This window comes from Deinococcus yavapaiensis KR-236 (genome assembly GCF_003217515.1).
Classification (GTDB): Bacteria; Deinococcota; Deinococci; order Deinococcales; family Deinococcaceae; genus Deinococcus_A; species Deinococcus_A yavapaiensis.
On record NZ_QJSX01000009.1, the window covers coordinates 186,303 to 203,316 of the forward strand.

General features: G+C 64.9%; 13 protein-coding genes and 4 tRNA genes. 10 read left to right on the forward strand and 7 right to left on the reverse strand.

Annotation, left to right across the window (positions count from 1 at the left end; translation table 11 throughout):
* Positions 1-170: 170 nt before the first annotated feature.
* The gene (locus tag DES52_RS12810; protein WP_110887192.1) at positions 171-1,841 is read right to left on the reverse strand and encodes an adenine deaminase; all 1,671 of its coding nucleotides are present in this window, start codon (positions 1,839-1,841) and stop codon (positions 171-173) included.
* 20 nt (positions 1,842-1,861) lie between these two features.
* Here DES52_RS12810 and DES52_RS12815 point away from each other — a divergent pair, with 20 nt between their 5' ends.
* Complete coding sequence (locus DES52_RS12815) at positions 1,862-2,731, forward strand: aldose epimerase family protein (RefSeq protein WP_110887193.1); 870 nt, start codon at positions 1,862-1,864, stop codon at positions 2,729-2,731.
* Here DES52_RS12815 and DES52_RS12820 read toward each other — a convergent pair.
* A complete protein-coding gene (locus DES52_RS12820; protein WP_110887194.1) occupies positions 2,717-3,691 on the reverse strand; it encodes an aldo/keto reductase in 975 nt (324 codons plus the stop codon). The genes DES52_RS12815 and DES52_RS12820 overlap by 15 nt on opposite strands.
* Positions 3,692-3,958: 267 nt before the next feature.
* Here DES52_RS12820 and DES52_RS12825 point away from each other — a divergent pair, with 267 nt between their 5' ends.
* On the forward strand, positions 3,959-5,293 hold the full coding sequence (locus DES52_RS12825; RefSeq protein WP_110887195.1) for a sigma-70 family RNA polymerase sigma factor: 1,335 nt from the start codon (positions 3,959-3,961) through the stop codon (positions 5,291-5,293).
* Positions 5,294-5,356: 63 nt separating this feature from the next.
* Here DES52_RS12825 and DES52_RS12830 read toward each other — a convergent pair whose 3' ends face one another.
* The 3 genes from DES52_RS12830 to DES52_RS12840 form a co-directional block, all read right to left on the reverse strand.
* Positions 5,357-6,322, reverse strand: coding sequence for an adenylyltransferase/cytidyltransferase family protein (locus DES52_RS12830; protein ID WP_110887196.1), 966 nt, complete (start codon positions 6,320-6,322; stop codon positions 5,357-5,359).
* Positions 6,319-7,764: a nicotinate phosphoribosyltransferase gene (locus DES52_RS12835; protein ID WP_110887233.1), complete on the reverse strand. Its 1,446-nt coding sequence runs from the start codon at positions 7,762-7,764 to the stop codon at positions 6,319-6,321. Before DES52_RS12835 ends, DES52_RS12830 begins: the two co-directional genes overlap by 4 nt.
* A 126-nt stretch (positions 7,765-7,890) precedes the next feature.
* Positions 7,891-9,390 carry an S-layer homology domain-containing protein gene (locus tag DES52_RS12840; protein ID WP_110887197.1) on the reverse strand — a complete coding sequence of 500 codons (1,500 nt, stop codon included), beginning with the start codon at positions 9,388-9,390 and terminating at the stop codon, positions 7,891-7,893.
* 300 nt (positions 9,391-9,690) lie between these two features.
* Here DES52_RS12840 and DES52_RS12845 point away from each other — a divergent pair, with 300 nt between their 5' ends.
* The 3 genes from DES52_RS12845 (at position 9,691) to DES52_RS12855 (ending at position 12,344) form a co-directional block, all read left to right on the forward strand.
* Positions 9,691-10,434, forward strand: a complete 744-nt coding sequence (locus tag DES52_RS12845; protein ID WP_110887198.1) for a phosphorylase family protein — start codon at positions 9,691-9,693, stop codon at positions 10,432-10,434.
* A complete protein-coding gene (locus DES52_RS12850) occupies positions 10,431-11,225 on the forward strand; it encodes an enoyl-CoA hydratase/isomerase family protein (protein WP_110887199.1) in 795 nt (264 codons plus the stop codon). The genes DES52_RS12845 and DES52_RS12850 overlap by 4 nt, the downstream gene beginning before the upstream one ends.
* 69 nt (positions 11,226-11,294) lie before the next feature.
* Positions 11,295-12,344 carry a phosphohydrolase gene (locus tag DES52_RS12855; protein WP_110887200.1) on the forward strand — a complete coding sequence of 350 codons (1,050 nt, stop codon included), beginning with the start codon at positions 11,295-11,297 and terminating at the stop codon, positions 12,342-12,344.
* A gap of 63 nt (positions 12,345-12,407) precedes the next feature.
* On the opposite strand, the gene DES52_RS12860 is transcribed toward DES52_RS12855, so the two are convergent.
* On the reverse strand, positions 12,408-14,258 hold the full coding sequence (locus tag DES52_RS12860; protein WP_110887201.1) for an ABC transporter ATP-binding protein: 1,851 nt from the start codon (positions 14,256-14,258) through the stop codon (positions 12,408-12,410).
* Positions 14,255-16,105, reverse strand: a complete 1,851-nt coding sequence (locus DES52_RS12865; RefSeq protein ID WP_110887234.1) for an ABC transporter ATP-binding protein — start codon at positions 16,103-16,105, stop codon at positions 14,255-14,257. The genes DES52_RS12860 and DES52_RS12865 overlap by 4 nt, the downstream gene beginning before the upstream one ends.
* 312 nt (positions 16,106-16,417) lie before the next feature.
* On the opposite strand from DES52_RS12865, the gene DES52_RS12870 reads away from it, so the two are divergent.
* The 5 genes from DES52_RS12870 to DES52_RS12890 all read left to right on the forward strand — a co-directional run.
* Positions 16,418-16,493 (forward strand) — tRNA-Thr (locus DES52_RS12870).
* A 57-nt stretch (positions 16,494-16,550) separates the two neighbouring features.
* Positions 16,551-16,636: transfer RNA gene (locus DES52_RS12875), tRNA-Tyr, on the forward strand.
* Positions 16,637-16,638: 2 nt separating this feature from the next.
* Positions 16,639-16,711: transfer RNA gene (locus DES52_RS12880), tRNA-Gly, on the forward strand.
* Positions 16,712-16,714: 3 nt separating this feature from the next.
* Positions 16,715-16,789, forward strand: a tRNA-Thr gene (locus tag DES52_RS12885).
* A 118-nt stretch (positions 16,790-16,907) separates the two neighbouring features.
* The coding region (locus DES52_RS12890) for a GTP-binding protein (RefSeq protein WP_211317859.1) at positions 16,908-17,014 on the forward strand (107 nt) is incomplete at its 3' end.

Here is a 17,014-nt window from a genome sequence, read left to right on the forward strand (position 1 = left end):
CTTTCAAGACGGTCTTGGACGTCTCAGCACCTTCTGGAACGAACGTTCGTTCCAGAAGGTGCGACACGACGTCGAAAGCCCCATTTCGGGACGTTCTCCTGACCGCTTTGAAATTGGGCGAATCGTACCACGCGTTTCGACGCGTGACAAATAGCGACCTTCATTGCTTTCTAGACAATTTCGGGTTCGTTCGAGGTAAGAGGCGGCGTCCACACCTGCCAAGCATCCACATCGAACAGACCGCTCGGCGTCACCTTCAAACTCGGAATCACCGTGAGGCCCAGAAAGCTCAGCGTCACGAGCGGATTCGGCAATCGGCAGCCCAAGAAACGGGCCGCCTCCTCGACCGCTCGCTGACCTCGCACGACCTCCCCGGGCGGCGCGTCGCTCATGAGGCCCGCGACTTCCAGCGGCAACGTCGCGAGTACCTCTCCGTCCGCCACGACCGCCACGCCTCCACCCATCCGCTCGATGGTCGCCGCGCACGCTCGCACGTCGTCATCGGACACGCCCGCCACGATGACGTGGTGCGCGTCGTGCGACACGCTCGAACCTACCGCGCCGCGCGTCAACCCCAGGCCCTGCGCGCGCGCGACGCCCACGCGGGCATCGTCGCAGTGACGTTCGAACGACGCGAGCTTCACCGTGCCCGCCGCGTCGAAGGACAAGCGATGCGTCGTGATTTGCGTGGCCTGCACGCCGATCACGGGCGCGTTCTCCGAGACCGTCAAGGGCAACGTCTCCCAGCCTCTCCCGAGGATCACCCCGCCTCCCGTCGGCAGTTCGACGACTTCGGAAGGCGGCGTCGAAACGACCGCCTCCGTCACGCGCCACGACGTGAGATCCTCCACGAGCGCGAAGTCCGCGCGGTAGCCGGGCGCGACGAGGCCGAGGTCGTGCAGTCCCCAGTACTCGCACGGATGCATCGTCACGCACGAGAGGGCGTAGATCGGATCCACGCCGCACGAAACGGCGAGCCGCAGCAAGCGGTCCACGTGCCCGTCCTCCAACAGTTCGCGGGCGTCCGCGTCGTCCGTCACGAACATCACGCGGCGCGGCTTTTCGAGCAGCACCTCGGCGAGGTCGGCGAGGTTGCGCGCGCCGGAGCCGTCGCGAACCATCAGCCACAAGCCCGCCCGCAGACGCTCACGCGCTTCGCTCGGCGTCACCGCCTCGTGGTCGCTGTGCACGCCCGCCGCCGCGAATCCCGCCAGGGCCGAGCCCGCCAGTCCCGCGCCGTGCCCGTCGATCCGCCGCCCGCGCGCCGCCTCCAAGATCGACCACACGCGAGGGTCGCCGCTCAGCACGCCCTTCGCGTTCATCACCTCGGCGAGCCCCAGCGCGCCCGCCCGCTGCAAGCCGCGCCGCACGGCCGCCGCGTCCATGACATGCGCGCCGTCCTCGAAGTCGCTCGCGGGCACGCTGGAAGGTACGCTCGCGAAGACCCGAATGCCGCTGCGCTCGCCTGCCGACAGCATCCACGCGAGGCCCGCCTCGCCGAGGACGTTGACGATCTCGTGCGGCTCGCACACGACGCTCGTCGTTCCGTGCGGTCGCACCACCTGCGCGAAGCGGCGCGGCGTCAACATCGAACTCTCGATGTGCACGTGCGCGTCCACGAAGCCCGGGACGAGAAAGCGCCCCTTGGCCTGCAGCGTCTCACGCCCGTGAAAGCGTCCGATTCCCGCGAACCGCCCCTCGGCGATCGCGACGTCGCCTTCCACGATCTCCCCCGTCTGCACCAGCACGACCCGCGCGCCGCGCACCACGACGTCCGCTTCCTCCCGGCCGCTGGCGACGCGCACGAGGCGCTGACGAGCGGCGACGTCCATAGCTTCCATAAAGCAGTGTATAAGAACTCATGCCGCACGTTTTGCGAACCGACCGCCTTCGAGTCACCGTCGCTCCCGAAATCGGCGCGAGCCTCGCGTCCTTTCACGCCACGATCGGCGACGAGACCCTCCCCGTCCTGAGAGACGCACCTCGCGACGCCTTGACCGGGCACACGGCCTCTCCCCTGTCGAGCTTCACCCTCGCGCCCTTCGGCAATCGCCTCGAGAATGCGCGGTTCACCTTCGAAGGCGAGACATTCCAGCTTCGCGCGACGTCATCCGACGGCACGACGCAGCACGGCGACGTCCGCAACCGACCGCATACGGTCGTGGAGGCATCGGAGACGCGTCTCTTGTGCCAATTCGACTCGCGCTCCGTCCCCGACTTCAACTTCCCCTTCCCGATCTTCCTTCGCACGACCTTCGAGGTGGACGACAACGCCCTCGTCCAGACGTTGGAACTCACGAACGTCGGCGACCGAGCCATGCCCGCCGGACTCGGCCTGCATCCGTACTTCGTGGGCGGAGCGGACTTGCGCTTCGATGCCCAAGGCTTCTACGACGAGCTCATTCCCACGAAGGGCATGGCGCCCGTTCCGCCCGAACTCGACTTTTCCTCCTCCCGACCCGTTCTGGACGGCGTCAATCACGTCTTCGCGAGCTTTGGCGGGACGGCGACGCTCTCGTATCCGGCGCACACGGTCGAGATCGCCGCCGATCCTGTCTTCACGCACCTCGTCGTGTTCGCCGCGCCCGACGGCTCGACCGCCGTGGAGCCCATGACCCACGCCTCGAACGCCTTCAACCTTCACGAGCGCGGCGTCGAAGGCGTCGGATTCCAGCGCCTCGACGTCGGTCAGACACTGAGAGGGTCGGTTCGGATTTCAGTCGGCCGGTAGGTACCAGTTCTTGTCCCAGCCGTGCGCGTACAGCTTCTCGACTTGCTCGGCGGGCAACGCTTGCCCGTCGGCGAGCTTCACGTTGCGCTCCACGTTTCGCACGCTTCGCATTCCGACGATCACCGTGCTGACGGCAGGATGGGCGAGGGTGAACCGAAGCGCCGTCTCGGGCAGTTGCTCGGTCGTGATTCCGAGGTCGGCCTCGATGGCACGCAAGTGCTCTTGAAGCTCCGCTTTACGGTTGCCTCCGAAGTACGAACGGCGAAAGTCACCCTCGGGAAACGACGTTTCCGGCGTGATCGTCCCGGTGAGGCTTCCCTCGTCGAGCGCCACGCGTACGATCACACCGACGTCGAGTTCACGGCACGCGTCCAGCAGACGATTCCTCGGCCCTTGATCGAAGACGTTGTAGATGACCTGCACGGTATCGCACAGCCCCGTCTCGAGAAGTCGAATGGCGTTTTCAGGTTGATGGTCGTTGATGGACACGCCCCAAAACTTGATCTTGCCGTCGCGCTTGAGCTGCGCGACGGCGTCCTGCCAATCGCCTTGCCCGACCCAATCGTCGTTCCACACGTGAAACTGCTGCACGTCGATCGAGTCGAGACCAAGGTGGCGCAAACTCCGCTCGGTACACTCGATCACGTACTCGCCCGGAAAGACGTCCTCGACCTTCGAGCCCTCGCGCGCAGGCCACACGCGGTTTTTCGGCGGCACCTTCGTGGCGACGATCGTTCCGGGATGCCTGCTCGCCGCCTGTCCCACGAGCGTCTCCGAATGCCCCTCATTGTAAGCGAGCGCCGTGTCGATGAAGGTACCGCCAAGCTCCAAAAAGCGGTCCAGGGCGCGCAAGCTTTCGTCGTCCTTGGCGCCGATCCATTGCGCTCCGCCGATGCCCCAGGCACCGAATCCGATTTCCGAGACTTGCAAACCCGTTCGTCCGAGGGTGCGTTTGTGCATGCCGACGTTGTACTCCCGCCGCCACCCAGACGAAGGTGGAGTAAGTCGCATCTTCACCGTGGAGCGTCTTCACATGGGAATTACAAGTGACGGCAGACCCTTGAAACTCACGGGGAAACGAGTAAACTGAACATCCTGTCTGAAGGCGTCCCCGATTCGGTGGGCGCCTTCATCACCGACACGAACTCCCAACAGCAAACGTCCTGGACGCCCCGCAAGACCGTCGAAGTCGTCCTTTCTCAATTGTCCTGACAAGCGAGTGCATCCATGACCCAACCCGCGATTCGAAAACGAGTTCGCGCCGGCGCTCCCGTGGCGTCCGAACGCGTTCAAACCTCTCCGACGACCCTTCCGGCGCCCGCCTCCGTCACCGAGGCGCCCGCCGCGACTCCGCCCAGCACGGGCGCCGTTCCCACGCCGAAGCGCACCACCTCGAAAAGCTCCACGACGACCGCCAAGAAGGCGGCGGCGAAGAGCACGGGAACGAAAACCTCGACGGCCAAGAGCACGGCCGCGAAGACGGCCGCCCGCTCCACCAAGACGACCCGCGCGGGTGAATCCTCGTTCGCGGCGGTCGTGGACCCTGCCACCGAGCCCGACCTCGACTTTCTCGAACTCGAAGCCGCCGAGCTCGACGCCGACACGTCCGAGGAAGAGGAGGAAGTCGCGGCGAGCGCCGTCCTGAGCGACGACCCGCTGCGTCAGTACTTCGCCGACATCGCCCGCGTGCCCCTGCTCACGTACGAGGAGGAAATCAACCTCGCGCGTCGTTACGAGGAAGGCGAGCTCGCCCGCAAGCAACTCGACGTGACGCCCGACCTTGACGACCGCGAGCGTCGCCGTCTGCGCGCCCTCGTCATCGACGGCGAAGCGGCCAAGGCGGGCCTCGTGGAGGCGAACTTGCGCCTCGTCGTGTCCATCGCCAAGAAGTCCGCCAACCGCGGCTTGAGCCTCTCGGACCTTATTCAAGAAGGCAACTCCGGCCTCATTCGCGCTGTGGAGAAGTACGAGTACCGTCGCGGCTTCAAGTTCTCCACGTACGCCACGTGGTGGATTCGCCAATCCGTCAACCGCGCCCTCGCCGACCAGTCGCGCACCATCCGCGTGCCCGTGCACATGGTCGAGACGATGACGCGCGCCGCGCGTATCACGCGGATGCTGGAGCAGGAACTGTCGCGCGAGCCCAGCACCGAGGAAGTCGCCGAGGCGCTCGGTCCGGGCTGGGACGCCGCGAAGGTGCAAGAAGTTCAGCGCATCGCGTGGGATCCCGTCTCGCTCGAAGCGCCCGTCGGCAGTGAAGGCGACACCTTCGTCGGGGACTTCATCGCGGACGATAATTTCGGCACGCCCGCCGAACGCAGCGACCGCGCGATGCTCTCCGAGGAGCTCGAAGCCGCCCTCGGCACCTTGTCCGAACGCGAAGCGCTCATCCTCAAGTTGCGCTCGGGCCTCATGGACGGACACGAGCACACGTTGGAGGAAGTCGGCAACCAGCTGGGCCTCACGCGTGAACGCGTTCGCCAACTCGAAGCGAAGGCGATCAAGAAGTTGCGCGCGCTGGAGCAAGAATCCCAAAAGCTGTACGACTACTTGCAAGAGTGACGCGCCGATGCGCGAAAGCTCCCCTCCCGGGGAGCTTTTTTGTTTCGACGCCACGATCCTTCGCTACGTCCCCCGCGAGGTGTTCGTCAGCACCTCCAACGCGCGGTGGTGATCGGCGTAGAACGACTCGGGCGCGGCGAGAGCGTCCGACAAGTTCCACCACTCGCCGCCGTTCGTCGGCTCGGCGTCGACTTCGTACGCGAGCATCACCTCCCGGCCGAGCAGGCTCCGGTCGGGATGATCGAAGATGCGGCAAAGCGACACATCGACGTCCACGTTCAAGTACCGCCGTAAGGACGCCTCGGCGCCCAGGCGTTCGAACAGCCGACCTCCCGGCAAAGTCCACAGCCCCGAGTTCGGGCGTTCGTCACGGCGTTTCAACCACACGCGGTCCCCTCGGCGTACGAGGGCGTGCACACTCAGGAACGTCGGCGGAACCGGCGCGTTCACGAACGCGGCGTGCCAACGGCGCACAAAGGCGTCGTCGTCACGCAACTCCGCGAAGGCGCTTTGCTCGCTAAAGACTTTAAGGAACGTCGCGACGGGCGGCGGGACGAGCCGTTCGATCGTGCCGAAGTCGAGATCGAACAGGGCTCGGCGCACGCGCGTCGCGCTGAGGTCCGACTTCACCCGCGTCGGCAAGTACGGCCAGTCGGGGAATTCCCGCAGGTACGTGCTGCTCGCGTCCTTCTCGTGCCCGATCAAGGCGACGCGCGTCGCGCCGAGCGCCCGACGCGCGACCTCTTCACGCACGGCGCGTGCCCAGAGCCGCATGTCGTACAAGTCGCGCACCCCGCCGAACACGAAACGCTCGCGCGGCACCCCCGCGTAGTCCAGCGCCACCGCGATCATTTCCCGTCGTTCCTCGTCGGTGAAGGGGTTCTTCGGGGTTCGCGCGCTCCTCGTGGACCCCAAGACGATCACGAGGACGTCGACGCGCGCGAGGGCTTCAAGCATCACGGCGAGGTGCGTGGTGTGCGGCGGTTGAAAGCGCCCGACGAACACGCCGTGCGAGAACGCGGACGTCACGAGTGCAAGGAGGCCTCGAGCTCGGCGATTTTGCGCGAACGCAAGTCTTGCAGCTTCTCGCTGAGCCCGACGCGGTAGACGTGCGGATTGAGCAGACGCGTGGTTCCCTCGGGAAGATTGGCGAGGTCGTTCGCCGCGCGGTCACGTAGGACGGCGAGCTCCTCACGGTCGTGCGTGCGCTGCCCGTCTCTCATCACGACTTGGCGTGCGTCCTCGACTTCGACGTTCGAGGGAATGCGCGTGCGATTGAGAGGATTTTGCGGATCCGTGACGAGCTGGCTCGGACGCACATCCTCACCTTCGAGGGCGACGACGTCCAGCAAGGCGCGGCCGTCGCGCCGCACGCGCAAGACGCGCTTGCGGCCCGGCACGGTACTCTTCGCTCGGTCCGCCGTAAGTTTCATCTTCGGCGTTCCGGCGAGGTCCACGAGCTTGTACACGCCTCCGAGCGCGCCTCCGCCCGGCCCGCCGCCCGTCACGAGGCGAGTGCCGACTCCGAACACGTCCACGCGTCCACCTTCGCGAATGACCGAGTCGATGACGAACTCGTCGAGGTCGTTCGACGCGACGACGCGTACGTCCGCCAAGCCTGCCGCGTCGAGCGCTTCGCGGCACTTGCGACTGAGGTACGCGAGGTCGCCCGAGTCGAGCCGTACCCCTCGAAGTCGCTGTCCCCTGGCCTTCATCTCCAGCCCGACGCGAATGGCGTTGGGCAGGCCGCTCGCCAAGGTGTCGAAGGTGTCGATCAGCAAGGTGCAATCGTTCGGAAAAGCGGCGGCGTAAGCGCGAAAGGCGTCGAGTTCGGACGCGAAGGCTTCCACCCAAGCGTGCGCGTGCGTGCCCACCACGGGAATTCCGAAGGCCATGCCCGCCTCGACGTTCGAAGTGCCCGTCGCGCCTCCCACGAAGGCGGCCCGCGTCGCCGAGTCCGCGCCATCGGGTCCCTGAGCGCGGCGAGCACCGAACTCCACGACGCTTCCCGCCCGCTCTCCGTTCGCGGCGGTGAGGACGGCTCGGCTCGCTTTCGTCGCGACGAGTGTCTGGAAGTTCAAGACGTTCAACAACGCCGTCTCCACGAGTTGCCCTTCACCGAGAGCGCCCGTGACGGTCAGCAACGGCTCGTTCGGAAAGACCACGCGGCCTTCGGGAAAGGTCGTGACGGTCGCGCGAAAGCGCCAATCGCGCAGGTACGCCAAAAACGTCTCGTCGAACAAGCCCAAGCCGCGCAGGTAGGCGAGGTGTACGTCCTCGAAGCGCCAGCTCTCCAGCATCGACAACGCCGTCTCCAACCCGGCCCACACGGCGTAGCCGCCTTCGAAGGGGGCGCGGCGGATGTACAAGTCGAAGGTCGCTTCCTGCTCGTGCAGACCGTGACGCAAGTACCCGGCGAGCATCGTAAGTTGATAGAGGTCGGTGAACAGGGGGCTGACGACGTCCGTCACAAAGGTAGGATCGCACGCGTTCAGGAACCGACGGCGGAGCTTCAAGGCCCGCTCAAGAAGCTCGAAAATCTCCTCGGTAAAAGGGCTCCCGGTCGGAACCGGGAGCCCTTTTGCGCGCAATTCCACTTAGAAGAAGATCTTGAGGCCCGCCTTCGCGCCGAGACCGAAGCCGCCCGTGGCGGTCGAAGCGAGGTTCGTGCCGACGCCCGCGTTGCTGAGGTAGTAGCGGGGCGTCGCTTCGGCGAAAGCGCCGATGGTGTCCGTGAAGCGCAAGTCGACGCCCGCGATGCCCTGCACGAAAATGTCGGTCGCTTGATCGGTCGCGCCCGCGTTGTTCGCGTTGGAACGCGCGCTGGAGTAGGAGATTCCGGCGCCCGCGCCGACGTACGGTGACAAAAAGCCGCTGCCGAGGGTGAAGGTGGTGCCGAGCTCTCCTTCGAGAGCGTTCGTGTCCGGTTGGTAGTTCACGCCGAGACGCAAGCCGAGACCGCCGAACACTTGCGTGTTCCCGACGAGGATGCCGTACCCGATCGGCACGTTGCCCGCGAGGAGGCCGCCCGAAGAGGCGTTGATGCCGACGAACGTGGTCGGCCGAGCGGCGACACCGAAGTCTCGACCGGGGGCCTCGGTGACGACGACCGTGGTGCCCGTCCCGGGATTCACGGCGACGCCCGTGGACGGCGTCGTGGGAGTCGTCGCGGTGCTGGGAGTCGCGGGTGTCGTCGTCGTGGTCGTCGTGCTCGGCGTGGTGGCCATGGTGGTCGACGTGCTCGGCGCGGGAGGCGTCGTGGCCGTGGTCGTCGACGTGCTGGGAGCGGCAGGCGTGGTGGCCGTCTGGTTCACGCGCGCTTCGAGGGCGGCGATGCGCGCTTCGAGCGCCGTGGTATTCGCCGCGGCGCCCGCCGGGCCAGCCGGACCTTGAGCGCCCGCGGGACCGGCGGGGCCAGCCGGACCTTGAGCGCCCGCGGGACCAGCGGGACCGGCAGGACCTTGAGCGCCCGCGGGGCCGACATCCCCGGCAGGGCCGGCCGGACCTTGAGCACCGGCGGGGCCCGCCGGTCCTTGAGCGCCCGCGGGACCGGCTGGAGCGGTCGTCGGCAAGGCGCGCACTTGAGCTTCGAGCGCCGCGATTCGGTCTTGCAGCGCGGCGGTGTTGGACGACTGCGACAGCGCCTGGATTTGTTGCTCCAAGGCGGCGATGCGCGCTTGCTGCTCGGTGGAGGCGCGCTCCAGGTCGGTCACGCGCGCCGAGACGGCGGCGAGCTCCGTCGACACTTCCTGCATGCCCCGCGTGATGGTGGCAAGCTCGTCGGGATTGAGCTGATTCAGGTTGCCGCTTTGCAGCAGCCGGAAGAAAATCAGGGCCGCCTCGTAGCGCGTGAGGTTTTGGCTGCCGCGGAAGGTGCCGTCGGGGAATCCTTGAATCAGCCCTCGCTGCACGATGAAGTTCACGGCGTCACGCGCCCAGTGACCGGCAGGCACGTCCGTGAATTGCACGGGAGCCTGGGTGGTCGTTGAAGTCGTCTGGGTCGTGGTCTGCGTTTGGGTGGTCGTGTTGGTGCTCGTTTGAGCGCCGGCCACGCCGAGTCCGAGGGCCACCGTGAGGGCGAGCGATAGATGACGCATTGATCTCCTTCCGAATGAGAAAGCGGATTTGCGGCGGACACCCGTCCGGCGCATGACCACACCGTAGGAAGATGCCGTGAGGGCGCCGTGAAGCAAAAAATCGACAGTTTCGAGGCGACCCGTCGCCTTCACGCCCTGTCATCAGATTGGAACCGTTCCGAAGCGTTCTTTACGCGCTAGACCGCGTTTTTACATTTGTCGACGACATGACTAATGAGAGCTCGGATGAGAAGCTCCTCGGAATGCTCAAAACAGCGGCGGGTAGGTGAGAGCGGAAAGGGTCACCTTATACTGCTCTCCATGAGTCAGATCCATGTTCGAGCGAACTCCGGGGACGTCGCGCCGTACGTCCTGCTGCCGGGCGATCCGGGGCGAGCGCGCTTCATTGCCGAGACGTACTTGGAAGACGTACGTCAATACGCCGGCCACCGCGGCCTGCTTGGCTTCACCGGCACGTATCAAAGCGTGCCCATCAGCGTTCAGACGACCGGGATGGGGTGCCCGAGCGCGTCGATCGTCGCCGAGGAACTCGCTCGCCTCGGCGCCACGCACCTGCTTCGCGTCGGCACGTGCGGCGCGGCCACGCCACACCTCGCGCCCGCCGACCTCGTGATCGCCATGGCGAGCGTTCCGAACGACGGCACCACCCGCCAATTTCTCGGGGGCGCTCCGTACGCGCCGACGGCGAGCTTCGAACTCGTCGAGGCGAGCGTGTCGGCCGCTCGCACGCTCAGCGTGCCTCACCACGTCGGCCTGCTGATGACCGAGGACGCCTTCTACGCTTCCACGCCGCAGCACGCGAGGCACTGGGCGTCGTATGGCGTGCTCGGCTTCGAGATGGAAGCCTCGGCGCTCTTTCTCGTCGCCGCGATGCGCGGCATCAAAGCGGGATGCCTCGTCACGGTCAGCAACGACATCGGCGATCCGCAACTCGTGCCCGACGAGGTGCTCGCCCATGGCGTCGATTCCATGACCCGCACCGCCCTCGAAACCTTCGTTCGCATTCACGACGGTGCAACACCCCGTCAAGGAGATCGGCCATGACTTTGCTCGAAGCGGAATTCGACCATTTGCAACTCGATCAGCACGGTCCCATCGCTGTTCTGACGATCAACCGGCCCAAGGCGCTCAACGCCCTCAACGGCGACACTCTCAGCGAAATCGCCCAAGCGGTAGAGCTCATCATCGATGAAGCGGAGATCGGCGCCATGATCGTCACGGGATCGGGCGAGCGCGCCTTCGTGGCGGGCGCGGACATCTCGGAGCTCGCCGATCTCGACTCGACGTTCGCGGGACGAGAACTCAGCCTCGCCGGGCAAGACGTCATGGCGACGGTCGCCAACTTGCCGTTCCCCACGATCGCGGCGATCAACGGCTTCGCGCTCGGCGGCGGACTCGAACTCGCTTTGGCGTGCGACGTGCGCGTGGCGTCTCCCACGGCGAAGCTCGGCTTGCCCGAAGTCGGCCTCGGCCTCATTCCCGGCTTCGGCGGCACGCAACGGCTTCCCCGGCTGATCGGCGCGGGCCGCGCTCTCGACCTCATGCTGACGGGACGGCAGGTGGGGGCTCAAGAAGCGCTTGTGATGGGCCTCGTGAACTACGTTGCCGAGGACGTCTTGTCGCGCTCGCGCGAACTCGCGCAGCAAATGCTCAAGAACGCCCCGATGAGCCTCGGGCTCGTGAAGGAAGCGGTGCGGCGCGGCCTCGACGCACCGCTCGACCACGCGTTGGAAATCGAGGCGGACTTGTTCGGAATGACCGTCACCACGAAGGACTTCAAGGAAGGCACGCGCGCCTTCTTGGAGAAGCGTCCTGCCAGCTTTCAAGGCGAGTGACGCTTAAGAACAAACTTCGCGTGAAGGAATGCGTGGCAACGCGCCCACCGAAAGGTGCGTAATGACGGTATGGACGCATCCAACGAGAAACTCACGGTGACCGTCGCCGGAGGCGTCATCCTCGACGTCGAAGGCGAGCGGCCGTCTCAATCTCAAGAACGCGCCTCGGTGGACCGTCCCGTCGAGTTCGCGACGCCAAGGCAAAAGCTCATCGAAGAAGCCGACGGCGCGATTCGCCGCGATCTCGTGAGCTTTCCCAAAGCGCTCGCCGCGTACGACGCGCTCACGCACGACCCCGAGGCGCTCGCGAGCTGGGACATGGCCAATTACATCACGATGCGCAAGCTCGGCTACAACGATCACGGGCGCGTGCACGCGTTCGTCACGGGCGCGGCGAGCATGGCGATCCTCGACTTGCTCGTCGCGGGCGGCGTGCGCCCCGACCTCGTCGAGAGCGGTCTGGGCGACCTCGACGACGCGTACCTCGCCGTGATCCTCGGAACGATGCTGCACGACATCGGCAACGGCGTTCACCGCGTCGCCCACGAGCAGATCGGCGTGTCGCTCGCCTTGCCGATCCTGGAGCGAATTCTCGGACCGATCTACTCGGACGGCTTCAAGCGCACGAAGATTCGTGCGTTCATCTTGCACTGCATCGACTGCCACGATCTGAATCCCGTGCCGCTCACGATCGAAGGGGGCGTGACCGCCGTCGCGGACGGCATCGACATCACGAAGGGACGCGGGCGTAAAGCGTTCGCCCTTGGCAGTGTCGACATTCATTCCATCAGCGCGCTCGCCGTGGACTTCGTGACGATCCAGAAGGGCGACGACAAGCCGGTCGCGATTCACGTCACGATGAACAACACGGCGGGCATCTTTCAAGTCGAGGAGATCCTCGCGCCGAAGGTCATTCGCTCCCCCCTCGGGAGGTACGTGACGCTGCGCGCCCGCATGCGCGACGGCGACGAGGAGCGCATCTTGTCGAAGGTGCGCCTCGAGGGCGACCACTTCGTGATGGATCTCGAGGACGGCAGTCGGCTTTCCGTCGAGGTCGAGACGACGCAAAATCAGATGCGCAAGGCGGTCGAGCGGGAGTTGGGGTCGGACGTGAAGTGAAAGCGCGAGGGGGGCCGGGTATCGAACCCGGCCCCCTCGTGGTTGCTGTGCTTTCGAAGGCACTCAGTCGGCGGCCATGCTGCCCGCGTACTGCAGGTTGTACAGCTTGGCGTAGTAGCCGTTCTTCGCCAGGAGTTCGGCATGCCGACCCATCTCGACGATCTTGCCCTTGCGCATCACGACGATGCGGTCGCAGTGCTCGATGGTGGACAGGCGGTGCGCGATGATGATGCTCGTGCGGCCGTGCATGACCTTGGCGAGGGCGTCTTGAATTTGCAGTTCCGTCTCCGTGTCGATGGAGGCGGTGGCTTCGTCGAGGACGAGCAGGATGTCGGGATTTTGAATGAGGGCCCGCGCGAAGGCGATGAGTTGCTTTTGGCCGGTGGAAAGCGTCGCGCCGCGCTCGCGCACCTCCGTTTGGTAGCCGTCGGGCAAGCTCATGATGAAGTCGTGCACGCCGACGTACTTGCACGCCTGCACGACGCGCTCGTGCGCAATGGCGGCGTTGCCGAGCGTCAAGTTGCTTTCCATGGTCCCGGCGAACAAGAAGACGTCTTGCAGCACCACGCCGATATGGCGGCGCAAGTCGTGCTGCGCGAGGTCGCGCACGTCGACGCCGTCGACCCTCACGATTCCACGCTGCACGTCGTAGAAGCGTGACACGAGACTCGTGATGCTCGTCTTGCCCGCGCCCGTCGCTCCGACGAGGGCGACGCTTTCACCGGGCTGAATGTGCAAATCGATGCCGCGTAGAATCCAGCGGTCGTCCTTGTCGGGCGTGTCCGCCGTCACGTCCTGGTCGTACGCGAACCACACGTGCTCGAGGTCCACGCGGCCCTGGAAGTGTTCGAGCTTCTTCGCGTCGGGCTTGTCCTTGATCTTCTCGTCGGTGTCGAGTACCCCGAAGATGCGCTCGGCGGACGCCATGGCCGCTTGAAGGTTGTTGAAGACGTCGGCGAGGTCCTGAATGGGTTGAAAGAGGGCCGTCACCCAAATCGTGAAGGCGAACAAAGTCCCGACGGTCATGGCGCCCTCGCCGAGGATTTGCCGCCCGGCGTACCACAGCACGAGCGCGGTCGCGACGTTGGACAAAATCGACACGGTCGGTTGGAACAGCGAGAACCAGTGAATCGAGTCGAGGTTCGCGCCCAGCAACGCTCGGTTGGGACGGTCGAACTCCACGGCGTTGCGACGCTCGCGTCCGAAGAGTTGCAGCGTCATCATCCCGGTGATGTTCTCGTTGAGCTTCGAGTTCACGACCGCTTGGTGAATACGGGTGTCGCGGTAAGCGTCGCGAATCTTGCCGCGAAAGAAGTTCGTAGCGAGGAACAGCACGGGCAGCACGGTGAAGCTCAGCAAGGCGAGCTCCCACGAGACGTACAGCATGATCGTGACGTACGCGATCACCAGCAAGCCCGACTGCACGAGGGACGTGAGGCCGTTCACGACGAAGTTGTTGATGGCGTCGACGTCGGAGGTGACGCGCGTCAGCAGGCGGCCGACGGGATTTTGATCGAAAAAGCCGAGGTGCAGCCGTTGCAACTTCGTGAAGATGTCGGCGCGAATGTCGTACAGGATGCGCTGGCCGAGCACGTTGATCGAGATGGTGAAGGCGTAGCGCAAGCCGAACTCCACGGCCTTGAGCACGAGGTAGAGCGCGGCGGCGAGCAGCAAGCCGCGCTCCAGCGTCCCGAGCTGACTCGTCGTGGCTTGGCCCAGCAGGCCCGGCTTGAGGTACGCGTCGATCGCATGCCGGGAAATCAGGCCGAACAGCGGCTGGGCGAGCGCGATGAAGAGCGCGAGGCCCACGCTCGACAGTACGAGCGAACGATAAGGCTTCAGGTACGAGAGGATGCGGCGCGTGAGGTTCGCGTCGAACGCCTTGCGGTACGCTTCGTCGGCTTGGATGGTCATGCGGAGGGAGCCTCCTGGCTCTGTGAATCGGCGTCGGACGTGTCAGTCTCGAGTTCGCTGGCGAGCCTCTGCTTGCGTTCCAACTCGGCGTAGTGCCCGCCGAGGCGCAGCAGGTCGTCGTGGCTGCCCTGCTCGACGATGCGCGCGCCGCTTCCGTCGGGCGCGACGTCGATCACGACGATGTGGTCGGCGTGCCGCAAGGTGGACACGCGGTGCCCGATGAGGAAGACGGTGCGGCCCGCTTGCACTTCACGCAAACCGCGCAAGATCTTCGCTTCCGTCTCGGTGTCGACGGCCGAGGTCGCGTCGTCGAGGATGAGGATGCGCGGCTCGCGAATGACGGCCCTCGCGAGGGCCGTTCGCTGACGTTGGCCGCCCGAGAGGGTGACGCCGCGCTCGCCGAGCATCGTGTCGTACTGATTCGGGAAGTCTTCGACGTCACGAGCGAGCCCCGCGAGGTTCGCTGCCGACTTGACACGGTTCATGTCGGGCTTGACGTCCGTCTCCGGAGGCATCTGCGTCTTCGTGACGGGAATGCGCGTCGGAATGGGCGGAACGTTTTCGTTGTCGAGTCCGAAGGCGATGTTGCTCGCGATCGTGTCGCTGAACAAGAAGGGTTCTTGCGGCACGACGGCGATCTTGTCTCGCAAAACGCGCAGCGGAATCGCGCGGATGTCGGTTCCGTCGATCAGGACGCGGCCCGAGGTCGGCTCGACGAGGCGCGTGACGAGTTGCGACACGAGGGTCTTGCCCGCTCCGGTCGGGCCGGTGATGCCGAGGGTCGTTCCGGCGGGCACGTGAAGGTTGAAGTCCGCCAAGGCGACTTTCTGGCCGAACTTCAATCCGACGTGCTCGAAGCGAACGTCGCCGCTGATGTCGGTGATGGTCGTGTCGGTGCGCTTCGAGTCGGCGATGGCAGGGCGGCTCGAGAAGATTTCTTGCAAGCGACCCCACGATGCCACGCCTCTCTGAATCAGGTTCGTCATGAACCCGATGGAGAGCATCGGCCAGGCGAGGCGCTCCACGACCGACGCGAACTGCGTGAATTCACCGAGGGTGATGCGGCCGCCCGGTACGAAACCGAGAATCATCAAGCCGCCGTACACCAACACGACGACGTAGGCGATCCCCATCAGCAAGCTCATCAAGGCGTTGAGGGGGCCTTGAACGCGTACGAGCGCGATCGACTTCTTCACGAGGTCGTCGTTCATCGCCTTGTACTCGGCGATTTCACGGTCCTCGATGGCGTAGCCTTTCACGACGCGCGCGCCCGAGAAGTTCTCCTGCGCCTTGGCGCTGATCGAAGAATTCTGTTCTTGGACGGCCACGTACCGAAAGGAAATTTGCCGTGCGAGATAGACCAGCACGAAAATGATGATGGGAAACACCACGAGCGTCAGCAGCGTGAGCTGCCAAGAAATGGACAGCATCACCGTGAAGGACGTGGCGAAGGCGGCGACGATGCTCGCGATTTGCCACGCGCCGAAGCCGAGCATCTCGCGGACGGCCAGCAGGTCCCCGGTGAGGCGGTTCATGAGATCGCCCGTGCGGACACGGTCGTAGTACGTCTTGTCGAGCGTCGTGAGGTGCGCGAGCACGTCTCGGCGAATCTCGTACTCCGTCTGTCGACTCGCCACCGTGATCTGACGCCGAACGACGAGCATGAAAAAGCCTGCCAAGACGGCTCCCCCGATGACTCCGAGGGCGTACAGAACGATCGTGGAGATCGCGACGGTTCGCGAGGTAAGGCCGTCGATGGTGAGGCGCACGAAGTAGGCGGGAAGTTGAACGGCGACGTTGGCCAGGATGACCGCGAAGAAGCCGATGACGTACTGGCGCCCGTGCATGGAGAGGTAAGGCCAAAGGGTTCGCAAGTTGTTCAAGAAGACCTCGCGCGAGGAGAAGTAGGTTGCGTGCCCGACGTTGTCGAGCGGACAGAGCAGTCTACGCCCGTCCTTCGGCTTTCACTATGCGCCGTTTGGCGGAGGACGAACGATGAACGGAGGTATGAAAGCGTTGAGTCTCGGTCACGTGAGACTACGTCGCTGGGCGCCTTGACTTGCCTGTAGGGCAGTGCTAGTATCCCAATCCGGAAGTGAAAACTTCCGCGCCGGGAAGCGCTGTGAACATCGAAGCTTCCGACACGAGTCCGGCATCGCGCCACTCTAGCTCAATTGGTAGAGCACCCGACTTGTAATCGGAAGGTTAGGAGTTCAAGTCTCCTGAGTGGCTCCAAGTGTTCGGCGAAAGTCGATTCGAGGAGCGACGCAGGATCCAGTTTGGGAATGGTTTGGGTAGGTGCCCGAGTGGTTAAAGGGGACGGACTGTAAATCCGTTGGCTTACGCCTACACTGGTTCGAATCCAGTCCTGCCCACCAACGCGGGAATAGCTCAGCTGGTAGAGCGTCAGCTTCCCAAGCTGAATGTCGCGAGTTCGAATCTCGTTTCCCGCTTTTGCTCGTGTAGCTCAGTGGTAGAGCACTCCCTTGGTAAGGGAGAGGTCGTCGGTTCAATCCCGACCACGAGCTCCATCCGTCGGACGAAATGTTGGCCCGCCACTGACGCGGGCCGCATTCCCGTAAGACCACGGGCGTCGGACACTCGCAGCTTCAAGTCATTTCAGAGCAGGACTCCCAAGGAGGATTGGATATGGCGAAAGGTACGTTTGAGCGGACGAAGCCGCACGTGAACGTCGGCACCATCGGCCACGTCGACCACGGCAAGACCACCCTCACCGCCGCGATCACGTTCACGGC

Coding starts and splice junctions, on each gene's coding strand:
- DES52_RS12825 (WP_110887195.1), top strand. CDS start 3,959: ATGACCCAACCCGCGATTCGAAAACGAGTTCGCGCCGGCGCTCCCGTG.
- DES52_RS12865 (WP_110887234.1), bottom strand. CDS start 16,105: ATGCACGGGCGCCAGTACGTCATCGGCTTCTTCGCGGTCATCCTGGCC.
- DES52_RS12815 (WP_110887193.1), top strand. CDS start 1,862: ATGCCGCACGTTTTGCGAACCGACCGCCTTCGAGTCACCGTCGCTCCC.
- DES52_RS12820 (WP_110887194.1), bottom strand. CDS start 3,691: ATGCACAAACGCACCCTCGGACGAACGGGTTTGCAAGTCTCGGAAATC.
- DES52_RS12810 (WP_110887192.1), bottom strand. CDS start 1,841: ATGGAAGCTATGGACGTCGCCGCTCGTCAGCGCCTCGTGCGCGTCGCC.
- DES52_RS12850 (WP_110887199.1), top strand. CDS start 10,431: ATGACTTTGCTCGAAGCGGAATTCGACCATTTGCAACTCGATCAGCAC.
- DES52_RS12840 (WP_110887197.1), bottom strand. CDS start 9,390: ATGCGTCATCTATCGCTCGCCCTCACGGTGGCCCTCGGACTCGGCGTG.
- DES52_RS12860 (WP_110887201.1), bottom strand. CDS start 14,258: ATGACCATCCAAGCCGACGAAGCGTACCGCAAGGCGTTCGACGCGAAC.
- DES52_RS12855 (WP_110887200.1), top strand. CDS start 11,295: ATGGACGCATCCAACGAGAAACTCACGGTGACCGTCGCCGGAGGCGTC.
- DES52_RS12845 (WP_110887198.1), top strand. CDS start 9,691: ATGAGTCAGATCCATGTTCGAGCGAACTCCGGGGACGTCGCGCCGTAC.